General features: G+C 69.0%; 11 protein-coding genes and 1 tRNA gene. 3 read left to right on the plus strand and 9 right to left on the minus strand.

Going from position 1 to position 12,637, the window contains the following annotated elements:
- Nucleotides 1–4: 4 nt before the first annotated feature.
- From pknB to ABD978_RS40545, 7 genes are read right to left on the minus strand one after another with little or no spacing between them, the layout of a single operon-like run.
- Nucleotides 5–1,789, minus strand: a complete 1,785-nt coding sequence (gene pknB, locus ABD978_RS40515) for a Stk1 family PASTA domain-containing Ser/Thr kinase (RefSeq protein ID WP_345366459.1) — start codon at nt 1,787–1,789, stop codon at nt 5–7.
- A gap of 42 nt (nt 1,790–1,831) precedes the next feature.
- On the minus strand, nt 1,832–3,259 hold the full coding sequence (locus tag ABD978_RS40520) for a serine/threonine-protein kinase (RefSeq protein WP_345366461.1): 1,428 nt from the start codon (nt 3,257–3,259) through the stop codon (nt 1,832–1,834).
- A 2-nt stretch (nt 3,260–3,261) separates the two neighbouring features.
- The gene (locus tag ABD978_RS40525; RefSeq protein WP_345366463.1) at nt 3,262–4,710 is read right to left on the minus strand and encodes a peptidoglycan D,D-transpeptidase FtsI family protein; all 1,449 of its coding nucleotides are present in this window, start codon (nt 4,708–4,710) and stop codon (nt 3,262–3,264) included.
- A complete protein-coding gene (locus ABD978_RS40530) occupies nt 4,707–6,203 on the minus strand; it encodes an FtsW/RodA/SpoVE family cell cycle protein (RefSeq protein ID WP_345366465.1) in 1,497 nt (498 codons plus the stop codon). Before ABD978_RS40530 ends, ABD978_RS40525 begins: the two co-directional genes overlap by 4 nt.
- Nucleotides 6,203–7,759, minus strand: coding sequence for a PP2C family protein-serine/threonine phosphatase (locus ABD978_RS40535; protein WP_345366467.1), 1,557 nt, complete (start codon nt 7,757–7,759; stop codon nt 6,203–6,205). The genes ABD978_RS40530 and ABD978_RS40535 overlap by 1 nt, the downstream gene beginning before the upstream one ends.
- Nucleotides 7,756–8,241: an FHA domain-containing protein FhaB/FipA gene (locus tag ABD978_RS40540; RefSeq protein ID WP_345366469.1), complete on the minus strand. Its 486-nt coding sequence runs from the start codon at nt 8,239–8,241 to the stop codon at nt 7,756–7,758. The genes ABD978_RS40535 and ABD978_RS40540 overlap by 4 nt, the downstream gene beginning before the upstream one ends.
- Before the next feature lie 11 nt (nt 8,242–8,252).
- Nucleotides 8,253–8,993 (minus strand): FHA domain-containing protein, encoded by a 741-nt coding sequence (locus ABD978_RS40545; protein WP_345366472.1) that lies wholly within the window; start codon nt 8,991–8,993, stop codon nt 8,253–8,255.
- Nucleotides 8,994–9,100: 107 nt separating this feature from the next.
- Here ABD978_RS40545 and ABD978_RS40550 point away from each other — a divergent pair.
- Nucleotides 9,101–9,183, plus strand: a tRNA-Leu gene (locus tag ABD978_RS40550).
- 642 nt (nt 9,184–9,825) lie between these two features.
- Here the strand turns inward: ABD978_RS40550 and sigJ are convergent.
- Nucleotides 9,826–10,773 carry an RNA polymerase sigma factor SigJ gene (gene sigJ, locus ABD978_RS40555; protein WP_345366474.1) on the minus strand — a complete coding sequence of 316 codons (948 nt, stop codon included), beginning with the start codon at nt 10,771–10,773 and terminating at the stop codon, nt 9,826–9,828.
- A 116-nt stretch (nt 10,774–10,889) separates the two neighbouring features.
- Here sigJ and ABD978_RS40560 point away from each other — a divergent pair, with 116 nt between their 5' ends.
- Nucleotides 10,890–11,393 carry a YybH family protein gene (locus ABD978_RS40560; RefSeq protein ID WP_345366476.1) on the plus strand — a complete coding sequence of 168 codons (504 nt, stop codon included), beginning with the start codon at nt 10,890–10,892 and terminating at the stop codon, nt 11,391–11,393.
- A 43-nt stretch (nt 11,394–11,436) separates the two neighbouring features.
- Nucleotides 11,437–12,045 carry an MFS transporter gene (locus ABD978_RS40565; protein WP_345366478.1) on the plus strand — a complete coding sequence of 203 codons (609 nt, stop codon included), beginning with the start codon at nt 11,437–11,439 and terminating at the stop codon, nt 12,043–12,045.
- A 172-nt stretch (nt 12,046–12,217) separates the two neighbouring features.
- Here the strand turns inward: ABD978_RS40565 and ABD978_RS40570 are convergent, their stop codons facing one another.
- Nucleotides 12,218–12,631 (minus strand): MerR family transcriptional regulator, encoded by a 414-nt coding sequence (locus ABD978_RS40570; protein WP_345366480.1) that lies wholly within the window; start codon nt 12,629–12,631, stop codon nt 12,218–12,220.
- Nucleotides 12,632–12,637: the final 6 nt, after the last annotated feature.

The following is a 12,637-nucleotide window of genomic DNA, read 5'->3' on the forward strand; positions in this document are numbered from 1 at the left end:
TTCGTCAGAAGCCCGGCCAGCCCGGCCTGCCGGACTGTGTGGGATCCGTGGTCGGATCCGGCGGCTGCTGGGTCTGCTGCTTGGCGACCATCAGGGTCACCGTGCTGCCGCGGTTCGCCGTCTCGCCGTCACCGGGGCTCTGGTCGACGACCGTGCCCGGTGCCTCGCCGTTCTGCGGGTCGACGTAGGTCACCCGAACCGAGAAGCCGTTGCTGCGCAGGTCGGCCTTTGCGTCGGAGAGCTGCTTGCCGACCTCGGAGGGCACCGTGGTCTTGCCGGGACCCTCGGAGATGGTCAGGTTGACCTCGGTGTCCTTGGCCACCTTCGTGCCGGAGCTCGGATCGGAACTGATCACGTAGCCCTTCGGCACGGTCGAGCTGTTGTTCTTGTCCGTGCTGCCGACCTTGAGCCCGGCGTTCTCCAGGGCGTTCTTGGCGGCGTCCTCGCTCTTGCCCCGGACCTGGGGGACGGTGACCTTCTGCTTGCCGGTCGACACGACCAGGGTGACCTCGGTGGTGGGCACCTGGGTCTTCTCGATCTTGGTGTTCTCGGTCGGGGTGACGCTGATGACCTTGCCGCTGTCGACGCTGTCGCTCGGCTTCTTCGTCGTCTTGATCTTCGTGAAGCCGAGCGCCGTCAACTGCTGCTTGGCGGTGTCCGAGTCGTCGCCGACGATGCCGGTCGGGATCGCGACGGTGTTGCTGTCCTTCGCGCTCCCGCCGTTACCGCTGAACATGAAGTACAGCGCCGTCACCGCGCCCACGGCGAGCAGCGCGACGACCACCCCGAGCGCGATCTTCTTGCCGCGCCCCTCCGGCTCGTCCGGCTCCGCGTAGTTGACCGGCGGCAGGTCGTAGCCCATCGTCGCGGGCCGGGTCGCGTGGGTCGGCGGCCCGCCCTGCATGACCTGGGTGCCGGCGTTCATCGCCATGGTCGGCGCCGACACCGGCATGCCCTGCAGCGCGCGCTGGATGTCGCCGCGCATCTCGGCCGCGCTCTGGTACCGGTAGTTGGGGTCCTTCGTCAGCGCCTTCAGGATGATCGCGTCGGCCCAGTGCGGAATCGACGGGTCGAGGTGCGACGGCGCCGGCGGCTCCTCCCGTACGTGCTGGTAGGCGATGGCCACCGGCGAGTCGCCCTGGAACGGCGGGCGGCCGGTGATCAGCTCGAACAGCACACAGCCGGTGGAGTACAGGTCGCTGCGCGCGTCGACCCGCTCGCCCCGAGCCTGTTCCGGCGAGAGGTACTGCGCGGTGCCGATGACCTGCGCGGTCGCGGTCATCGTGGCGGCCGAGTCGGCCATCGCACGGGCGATGCCGAAGTCCATGACCTTGACCTCGCCGCTGGAGGTCAGCATCACGTTGGCCGGTTTGATGTCCCGGTGCACGATCCCGCCGCGGTGGCTGTAGTCCAGCGCGCGCAGGATCCCGTCGGCCATCTCCATCGCCCGCTCGGGCCGCAGCCTGTGCTCTTCCCGCAGCACGTCGCGGAGCGTGCGCCCCTCGACGTACTCCATGACGATGTACGGCACCGGGTTGCCGTCCATGACATCCTCGCCGGTGTCGTACACGGCGATGACCGATGGATGGTTCAGCGATGCCGCGGACTGCGCCTCCCGGCGGAACCGCGCCTGAAACGTTGGATCCCGGGCCAGGTCCGCCCGAAGCGTCTTGATCGCGACAACACGATCAAGACGGGAATCCCGAGCTCGGTAGACCTCGGCCATGCCACCACGCCCGATGACACCATCGAGCTCGTAGCGACCACCGAGTAGCCGAGGCTGAGTCATGTCTCGCACTTTCCCTCGTCGTCTACACCATGCTCTCCGAACCTATCCGCCTGGAGAGCTGCTCACAGGCGGCTGTTCCGGAGAGGTCGACGGCGAATCCGCCGGTGTGGTAGGCGTCGTTGTCGGGGTACTCCTCGTTCTGGTCGGTTTCGTGACTGGCGTCGAGCTCGTCACCGAACTCGGCGTCGGGCTGGGAGTCGTCGGTTCGAAGGTCGAACCCGAGGGTACGGGCCGATCGGTCGGCACGCCAAGATGAGGCCGCCTGGTGTGCTTCGTCGGAGCGATCCCACTGGCGGGCTGGACCCGGTTGCCGTCCACGAGCTTAGTGTGGCCGGGGCTCTTCCACAGCGCTGTGACGGTGAACACGCCCGCGCCGAGGACGACGACGACTGCGGCGCTCACGAGGACCAACCGGCCGACGTGCCCCCGCCGGCGTGCGCGGGCCCGATGCGCCCTCCGCGGCGCGGGCGCGCGCATATGTTCGGTCGCGGGGCCGACCTGAGCGGCTTCGGCCTGGGCGAACGCGGCGGCCGCCGCTGGGCCCTGTTCCGGTGGAGCCTCCCCGGCGACGCCCGCCGCCCAGTCTCCGGCGAGAGGGGCATCGACCGTCCACCCGTAGGCGAGGGCGGTCTCCTCCGCGGCGTCGGCGTCGCCGACGCCCAGCGAGTGGCGGATCGCGTACGCGCCCTCGGCGATCTCCGCCGCCGAGCGCGGGCGGTCGTCCGGATGCTTGGCCAGCATGGCGGAGACCAGGCCGCGGACGGCCGGCGACACCGACGACGGCAGCGACGGAGGCTCCTCACGCACGTGCTTGAGGGCCAGCGCGACCGGCGTGTCGGCGACGAACGGCGGACCTCCGGCCAGGCATTCGTACGCCACCACGCCCAGGGAGTACAGGTCCGCGGCCGGGGTCACCTTCTTGCCGGTCGCCTGCTCCGGCGAGACGTACTGCGCGGTGCCCATGACCATGCCGGTCTGCGTCATGGAGCTGTCACCGCTGCGCGCGATGCCGAAATCGGTGATCTTGACGGTGCCGTCGTCGGTCACCATCAGGTTGCCGGGCTTGATGTCCCGGTGGATGATGCCCGCCGAGTGGGCGACGTGCAGCGCCCGCGCGGCCTGGCCGACGAGGTCCAGGGTCGCGTCGGCGGACAGCCGCCCGTCGCGCGCGAGGATCTGCGACAGCGTCTCGCCCGCGACCAGCTCCATGACGAGGTAGGCCAGGTCGTCCTGCTCGCCGTAGTCGAAGACCTGCGCGATGCCGCTGTGCTGCAGCGCCGCGGCGAACCGCGCCTCGGCGCGGAAGCGGCCGCGGAACGTCTCGTCGTTGAGGTACTGCTGTTTCAGCAGCTTGACCGCCACCGGCCGGCCCAGGAGCCGGTCGGTGGCCTTCCAGACCTCGCCCATCCCGCCGATGGCCAGCCGCTCGTCGAGCGCGTACCGGTCGTTCAGGACGTCTGGGGTGGTCATGGTCAGCGCACCGCCTGGACGATGCGCAGGGCGATCGGCGCCGAGAACTTCGCACCGGTCGACCCCGCCGGGCCCTCGGTGACGACGGCGAAAGCGATCTTCGGGTTGTTCTTCGGGGCGAAACCGACGAACCAGTCCTCGTTGATCCCGTTGACGCCGGTCTCGGCGGTTCCGGTCTTGCCGGCGATGTCGTGCCCGCCGACCGTGCTCGCCGCCGTGCCGCGCTCGACGACCGCGCGCATCATCTCCTGAAGCTGGCCGGCCGTGTCGGCGCTGATCGGCTGCCCGAGCTCCTTCGGCTCGGCGGTGACCAGCTCGGACTGGTCCTGGGCGACGACCCGCTTGACCAGGAACGGCTTCATCATCTTGCCGTCGTTGGCGACCGTCTGCGCGACCATCGCCATCTGCAGCGGCGAGGCGGTCACGACCTCCTGGCCGATGCCGCTGCGGGCCAGGGCGTCGCCGCCGATCGGCTTGGTCGGGTACTGGCTGGTGGCGCTGGACATGTCGTTCTCGACCTCGGTGGGCTTGTTGAAGCCGAACTTGGCCGCCATCGCGCCGAGCTGCTCCTGGCCCTGCTTGATCGCGAGCCGCCCGAACGTCGAGTTGCAGGACGCCGCGAAGGAGTCGATCAGGGCCGGGGCGCCGCTGCACTTCTGCTCGTCGCCGTCGGAGTTCGGCAGCGTCTGGCCCGACTCGGGCAGCCTCAGCTCGCTGGCGTCGACCGACGAGTCCTTGTTGTACTGCCCGCTCTCGATGGCGGCCGCCGAGTTGATGATCTTGAACGACGAGCCCGGCGCGAACGTCTCACGCATCGCGTAGTTCAACATCGGGTCCGGCTTCTGCTTGTTCAGCGCCGTGAAGGCCTTGTTCGCCTTCGTCCCGTCGTGGACGGCGACGTCGTTCGTGTCGAACGACGGGAAGGAGGCCATCGCCAGGATGGCGCCCGTCTTGACGTCGATGGCGACCGCGCCGCCGCGCCGGATCGTGCGGTTCTTGACGCCGCTGTAGGCCGCCTCCTGCGCGTCCGGGTTGATCGTCGTCTGCACGGTGGCGCCCGCGGCCTTCTTGCCGACCAGCATGTCGAACCAGTTGTGCAGCGCCAGCCGCTTGTCCGTGCCGTCCAGCAGGCCGTTCTGCGCCGACTCGAGGCCCGTACGGCTGAACACGCTGACGTACCCGGTGATGGGCGAGTACATCGTGCCCTGGTTGTAGTGCCGCTGGTAGTTCTTGCCGTCCTTGCCGCCGATCTTCTCGGAGTAGGCCAGCGTGACCTTCCCCGCCATGATCGGGCCCCGGTTGTGCTCCCACTGCTGGGCGAACTGCCGGGAGTTCAGCGGGTCGGTCCGCAGCTTCTCCGCCTGCGACCCCTGGAGGTAGTTGATGTTCACGATCAGGACGACCAGCAGGAGCATGCCGGCCACCGCGATCTTGCGGAGCGGCTTGTTCACTGCGTCCTCACCACCTGGGTCATCCCCTCGTCCTGGATCGGCTGCGGCGCGGGCCGCCGCGCGGTGTCACTGATGCGGATCAGAATGGCGATCAAAATCCAGTTCGCGAGCAGCGACGATCCACCCTGGGCGAGGAACGGCGTGGTCAGGCCGGTCAGCGGGATGAGCCGAGTCACACCGCCGACGATGACGAAGACCTGCAGCGCGAAGACGAACGACACGCCGCCCGCGAACAGCTTCGCGAAGTTGTCCTTCGTGGCCAGCGCCGCCTTCATGCCCCGCTGGACGATCAGCCCGTACACGATGAGGATCACCATCGCGCCGGTCAGCCCCAGCTCCTCGCCGAACGAGGTGAAGATGAAGTCGCTGTAGGACAGCGGAGTGCGCCACGGCTCGCCCTGGCCGAGGCCGGTACCGAGCACGCCGCCCTGGCCCATCGAGAACAGGCCGAACATCAGCTGGCTGCTGTCGGCGAGGTACACGCCGCCCTTCTGCTTGCAGACGTCCCAGTGCGTCTGGTTGACGATCTTCCCGCCGATCCGGCAGCCGCCGTCGAAGTACGCCTGCGGGTCCAGCCAGGTGTCGATCCGCTGCGCGACGTGCGGGATCTCCGGGGCGATCAGGCAGGCGCAGGCCAGCAGCAGGACGCCGATCAGCACCCACATGAAGCGCTCGGTCGCGACGTACAGCATGCTCACGAACAGCCCGAAGAACAGGATGGCCGTACCGAAGTCGTTCTCCAGCGCCAGGACGCCGAGGCAGATCACGAAGATGACGAGGATCGGGCCGAGGTCGCGGGCGCGCGGGAGGTTCGCCGGGCCGAGCTTCTTGCCGACGATCGAGAGGCTCTGGCGCTTGTTCACCAGGTATCCGGCGAAGAAGGCGACCAGCGCGAGCTTGGAGAACTCACTGGGCTGGATCGAGAACCCGCCGATCCGGATCCAGATCTTCGCGCCCAGCGCGCCACTGATCGACGAGGGCAGGAAGCCCGGGAGGGCGAGGAAGAACAGCCCGACCGCGCCGATCGTGTACATGTACCGCTGGAGGATCTTGATGTCCTTCAGCACGAACAGCGTGACGGCGAAGAAGACCATCGCGAGCGCCGTCCAGGTGAGCTGCCCGGTCGTCGACGGCCCGATGTAGGAGAGCTTCTTGCCCTCTTGGAGGGCCTTCTTCCAGTCGGCGCTCGTGCTCAGGTCCAGCCGGTAGATCATCGCCAGCCCGAGGCCGTTGAGGAAGACGGCCAGCGGAAGCAGGAGCGGGTCGGCGTACGGCGCGAACCGGGCGACGACGAAGTAGGCGCCGGCCGCGAGGATTCCGAGGCCGATGCCGTATCCGTACATGCCGGCCGGCAGACTGCCGTCGCGCGCCAGCCCGACCTGGGCGAAACCCGCGACGGTGATCACCAGCGCGAAGATCAACATGCCGAGCTGGGCGCTCCGCCGGGGGCGGGTCGCGATCTGAACCTCGGGTTCGGCGGCTGCGGAAGTCATCAGTGAGTGGTGTTCGGCTTAGTCGGGCAGCCGGACTTGCCCGGTTGCCTCTTGCAGAGGTCGGCCTGGTCGCGGAGTTCCTGCACCTTGGCGCGGGCCTGCGTCAGGTCCGTCACGGAGATGCCCTCGTGCACGGTGTCCTTGTCCGCCTTGGGCAGCAGGTTGATCTGCACCGGCGGATTCGACGGCTCGACGACCGTCTCCTCGCAGCCCAGCGTGCTCTGCTGGCCCTTGCCCTTCCAGATCGTCACGACGCCCTTGTTGTCGGCGACGACGAGGTGGCAGACCTGCTTGCGCAGCGTGTTCACGGTGGTGTGGGCCTTGCCCAGGCTGCCCAGGCCGTCGATCGTGTGGGTCACCGACTCCCGCGCCGAGGGCGCCAGGTCGGCGACCTTCAGCGCCGGGCTGGGCCGCTCCTTCACGTGCGACAGCTTGAACCCCAGAAGGTCCTGGTTCATCCCCTGGTAGATGACGACCTGGCCGCCGTCCGCCGCGACGTAGTACTGCCCCTGGACGGTGTTCCAGGCGACGTACGACCCGCCGGCGGCCAGCAGGACGACCACCCCGGCCACCGCCACCAGCCAGGGCCAGCGGCGCCGTCGCCGCCCGACCGCCATCTGCGGCAGCGTGTCTTCGGGCTGCTGCCGGCCGACCGCGGGGATGTCCGCCACGGTCACCGGCGCGGGCTGCTGCTCCCGCAGCGCCGCGGCCCGCTGGGCCGGCGTCTCCGCGGCCATCGCGCCGGGCGGCGGCATGTTCGCCTCACCGCGGCCCCGGCCGGCGTTGTGCGCGGCCCCCGCGGTGATCGAAGCCGGCGGCGGGCCCTGCTGCTGCTCCAGCTCGACCACGTCGGCCACCACACAGGTGATGTTGTCCGGGCCGCCACCGCGGTTGGCCAGGTCGATGAGCTGGCGTACGGCCTGGTCCGGCTCTGCCGCCGTGCTCAGCGCGTGATGGATGGTCTCCGCGCTCACCACCGTGCTCAGCCCGTCGGAGCACAGCAGGTAGCGGTCGCCGAGCTGCGCCTCGCGCAGCGAGATGTCCGGATCGACCTCGCCGCGGCCGTCCAGCGCCCGCAGCAGAAGGGAGCGCTGCGGGTGGGACGCGGCCTCGTCCAGGCTGATCCGACCTTCGTCGACGAGGGACTGAACCAGTGTGTGATCATGGGTGATCTGGAACAGCTCGCCGTTCCGCAGGAGGTACGCGCGAGAGTCGCCGATGTGGACGAGGGCGACCTGCGGGCCGTTCCACAGCATCGCGGTGAGCGTGCAGCCCATGCCCTGCAGCGACGGATCACCCTCGACGATGCTGTGCAGGGTCTCGTTGGCCCGGTGCACCGCCTGCTCGAGGGCGCCGACGAGCTCGTGCGGCGGGAAGTCCCGGTCGAGTGGCTTCAGGGTCTCGATGGCGGCGGCACTGGCGATCTCGCCGCCGACATGGCCGCCCATGCCGTCGGCCACCGCGAGCAGCCGGGAGCCCGCGTACGCCGAGTCCTCATTGCCCTCGCGGAGCATGCCGACGTCCGACCGGGCGGCGAAGTGAATTCCGATGGTCATTTGCGCAGCTCTATGACGGTCTTCCCGATGCGGATCGGTACGCCGACGGGGACGGGTTCCGGCCTGCTCACCTTGGCGCGCCCGAGATAGGTGCCGTTCGTCGAACCGAGATCCTCCACGAACCACTGACCGTTCTGCGAGAAGAGCCGGGCATGCCGTCCCGAAGAGTAGTCGTCTCCGAGGGGGAGCGTGACGTCATTCCCACGACCCATGGTTATCTCCGTCCCGACCAGGTCCATCGTCGTGCCGGCCCGGGCACCCTCGGTGATGACCAGCTTGGTCGGTTCCGAACGCCTGACGCGCGGCGCCGCCGCCTGTCGCGGCGGCCGGGCGGGCTGGGCGGCCTGCCGAGGCCGCTGGGCCTTGGCGGCGGCCTTCGAGCCCCACAGATCGGCACGGATGACGCCCGCGGCCGCGATGACGAACAGCCACAACACGGCTAGGAACGCCACCTTCATGAGCGTCAGGGTGATTTGGTTCATCGGAGTCGGAGCTACTCCCTATCGCGGCGGAACACCAGGGTTGTCCGGCCGAGCGTCACGCGTGAGCCGTCATGCAGGGTCACACGGCGGATCGGCTGGCCGTTCACGAAAGTGCCGTTCGTCGACCCTAGATCAACCGCAACCACCTCCGGACCCTCGACTCTGATCTCGGCATGGTGCCGGGAAACGCCGGGATCGACAAGCCGAAGATCACAATCGGTGCCCCGGCCGAGCAACGTCACCGGAGTGGTCAGATCGTACGTGTGGCTCTGCTGACCCTCCGTGCTCACCAGCAACCGCGGCCGGCCACCCGCGAACCCGCGCGGCGGAGGCGGCATGTCGCTCATCGGCTGGCGGATCTCGCCACCCTCCACGGTGGAGCCACGGATGACCCCGGACCGGATCCGGAACATTCCCGTGCGCAGGTCATCGGCGTTCTCGAACCGCACCCGCACCGGCCCGACGAAGGAGTAACCCTGCTCCTTCGCGTGCTCACGGGCGAGATTGGCCAGCTCCTGGCTCAGGCTGTCGGCGTAGACCTCCAGCCGCTCGCCGTCCGGATGTGAGATCTCGACCACGAAGTCGTTCGGCACCAGCGTGCGACCCTGCGCCACGATCGCGGCGCGCTCGTCCATCTCGCGCTGAATCGCGCTGGCCACCTCGACGGGCTGAAGCTCCGACTTGAAAGCCCGAGCGAAGGCACCCTCGACCATGCCTTCGAGCCGACGCTCGAAGCGCTGTAGGACACCCACGTGCACCTCCCCTCTCCACTGCTAGACGATCGTATCTGTGAGTAGGTTCGCCCCGAGCAACCGATTCGGACCACCGCCGGAATGGTGCTAACCTTTGGACGCGCCCGGGGCGGGTGGCGGAACGGCAGACGCGCACGGTTCAGGTCCGTGTGTCCGCAAGGACGTGAGGGTTCAAATCCCTCCTCGCCCACTCGGTGTTGGGGTCGGCTGGTCGGAAGCTTCGCTTCCTTCCCGTCGACCCCTCGTCGTTTCTTCGGGGGGACGACCCCCCGAGCCCCCCGAGGTGGGGGGCTGCGCCCCCCACGCCCCCTGCGCCCGCTGCGCGGGCTTGGGGGGGCTTCGCCCCCTAGCCATCCGAGGTGGGGGGCTGCGCCCCCTGCGCCCGCTGCGCGGGCTTGGGATTGTGGGGGCTTCGCCCCCCTAGCCATCCGAGGTGGGGGGCTGCGCCCGCTGCGCGGGCTTGGGATTGTGGGGGCTTCGCCCCCTAGCCACCCATGCGTGGGCTCGTGTGGCTGTTTGGGTGGGGAGAAGATCTACCGAGACTTGGTCGGCGTTAGGCCTCGCGCCGGTGTTGTGGGTCGATTTGGCGCAGCATCTTCAGCGCCTTGGTGCCGCCGGGTGGCGGGGCGAAGATCCGCGGTCGCTGGTCCACCGCGGGCGGGGCACCGAACTTGATTCTGCCGAGCTCTCGACAGCCACCTGTCGCCCGCCGCCCGCCTGATGCGAACCACGATCACCGGTTGGGACTGGAACACCACCGCACCACAGGAGAACCGCGGATGATGAGCTCATGGGGCGGCCTCCACGGTCCAGGCATGGCGCGCGGTGCGGGTCAGCCTGCCGTCCATGGGCGGAGCTTGTCCGGGTTGCGGACGGCCCAGATGTGCTTGATCCGGTCACCCGCGACCTCGAACGCGTACACCCCCACGGTGACGTCCCCCAGCTGGGCCATCAGCCCGGGCTGGCCGTTGACCGTGCGCTCCAGGATCGTCACCTTGTCGAATGACCTGCCGGCGATCTCGGTGATGTAACGCGCGACCTGCTCGCCGCCTTCGATCGGGTGGAGCGCGGCGATGACCAGGCCGCCGCCGTCCGCGGTGAAGGTGGCGCCGGGGTCGAGCAGGCCGATGAGGGCGTCGATGTCCCCGGCCTCCCATGCCTGCTTGAAATTCTTGACCAGGCCGGCCTGGTGGGCCGCCGGCGCCGCGGGCGGTCGGACGGTGCGGATGCGGCGGCGGGCCGAGGAGGCCAGCTCGCGGCAGGCCGCCGGGGTACGGCCGGTGATCTCGGCGATCTCGGCGAAGGAGTAAGCGAAGACGTCGTGCAGGATGAGCGCGACGCGCTGGGCCGGGGTCATCGATTCGAGTGTGACGAGGAAGGCCATGCCGACCGACTCGTCCAGGGTGACCCGGTCGGCCGGGTCGGCCGGATCGGCGGTGGCGGTGCCCGCTCGTGTGCTGATCCAGTCGGTACGGTCGGGCAGCGGCTCGGGGATCCATTCACCCACGTAGCGCTCGCGTCGGGCCCGCGCCGAGCCGAGCATGTCCAGGCAGATGCGGCCGGCAACCTTGGTCAGCCAGGCGCCGGGGGACGCGATGGCGTCCTGCTGCTCCCGGGACATGGCATACCAGCGGGCGTACGTCTCCTGGACGGCGTCCTCGGCCTCGGCCAGGGAGCCGAGCAGCCGGTAGGCGAGATTGGTCAGTTGACGCCGCTCGCTGATGATCGCGTTCAGGCCCGCGTCGGACCGGTCGTGTCCTGGCCCCGAGTGGTCGGTCATGGTTCCGCAGGCTCCCTGGATCGGATTGCTCTCACCCGTCCGACGAGATACCGCACCGGATCGTCAGGCCGCCGCGCCGCCTGACCTCGCGGCGGCCGTGGACCTGACATTCCGAGGTGCCGTTCCGTCGTACTGGTGAGCGCTTGAGATTCCACACCGAATGGAAGGGCTGGGGAGCGATGTCCGCGCAACGCGAGGTAGACGAAGCGAAGATCAAGCAGCACGTCGAGAAGATAATCGAAGGAATTCGAGCCAAGGATCTCGAGGGCCTGGAGCGGCTTTACTCGACGGATGTCGTGTCCTTCGACATCGACCCGCCGCTGCAGCATGTAGGAGTAGCGGCGAAATTGAAGAACTGGGCGAACGTGTTCACGCTCTTCCAGGAAGTGAATTATGAGGTCCGCGACCTGGCCGTCACCGCGGGCGATGACGTGGCGTTCGGGCACGGTTTCGGGCGGCTCAGCGGCACGCTGAAGAACGGGATGGCGACGGGCGGCATGTGGGTCCGGGCGACCTTCTGCTTCCGGAAGATCGACGGCGATTGGTTGATCGTGCACGACCAGATCTCCGTGCCGTTCGATATCGCGAGCGGCAAGGGAGTGGCGGACCTCGAGCCCTGACGAGTCGCAGAGACCCGGGCTTTGATGGGACAAGGAGATAATCGTGGCAGTACGCAGTGCGGCCCCTGCGGCCGGGCCTCGCCAAGGGGCCGCCGGGACGACGGCCAAGGATCCGAGACGGTGGCTCATCCTCGCCGTCATCGCCGCCGCCCAGATCATGGTCGTCCTCGACCTGACCGTCATGAACCTCGCGCTGCCGTCGGCACAGCGCGCGCTGAACTTCACCACCGCCGACAGGCAGTGGGTCGTGACCGCGTACGCGCTGTCGTTCGGCGGCCTGCTGCTGTTCTGCGGGCGGCTGGGCGACCTGATCGGCCGCAAGGTGACCTTCCTCGCCGGGCTCCTCGGCTTCGCGGCCGCCTCCGCCGTCGGCGGCGCCGCGGTCGACTTCTCGATGCTGGTGACGGCGCGCGCCGGCCAGGGGGTCTTCGCCGCCCTGCTGGCGCCGTCCGCCCTGTCGCTGCTGGCCACGACCTTCAAGGACCCGAAGGAGCGGGCGAAGGCGTTCGGGGTCTACGGCGCGGTCGCGGCCGCCGGCGGGGGCCTGGGGCTGCTGCTCGGCGGTGCGCTGCTGCGCCGCGGCCCGCTGACCCGGCCCGAGGACACTCCTGCCCGGGAATCGACCCCGCGGGCCACGGCAGCACGACAGTGACACGTCGCCCCACCTCGGAAGGTCCCGGCGCCACACCGGCGCCGGGCGCCGCCGGCACGGTGATCTTGGTGCCGCCGATGAGGGAGATCTGGGTTCCCGTTGGTACCGGCGATCATGCTTCCCTGATGAGAAAAGTCATCACCGCCTGCCGACGCCTCGAACGCGACGGCGGTCAGCGGATCCCCGCGGTCCTGTTGCCGCTCACCGCTCGGACGGGCTCGGTGGACGGCCGGACGGTGGCGGTGACCTGTCCGACACGCTGGAGTTCCACCAGGAGCGATCGGGCTTCGCTCAGCAGCGTCTGCTGGCGCTCGATGCGGGCTATCTGTTCGTCGATGCGCTGCTGGGCGCGGGTGCAGTACACGATCTCGGACGTGTCCTCACGAGGGAGCATCACGACGATGTCGGTGATGTCCAGCCCGACGCGCAACAACAGTTTGATCTTCGCGATCTGCGCGATCGTGGTGTCATCGAACTCGCGGTATCCACGGCTGTCGCGTCGCGACGCCAGGAGTCCCACCGACTCGTAGTACCTGATCGAACGCGGGCTCGCTCCGGACCGCCGTGCCAGCTCACCGATCCGCATCGCAGC

The organism is Actinoallomurus liliacearum, assembly GCF_039542035.1.
Lineage (GTDB): Bacteria > Actinomycetota > Actinomycetes > Streptosporangiales > Streptosporangiaceae > Actinoallomurus > Actinoallomurus liliacearum.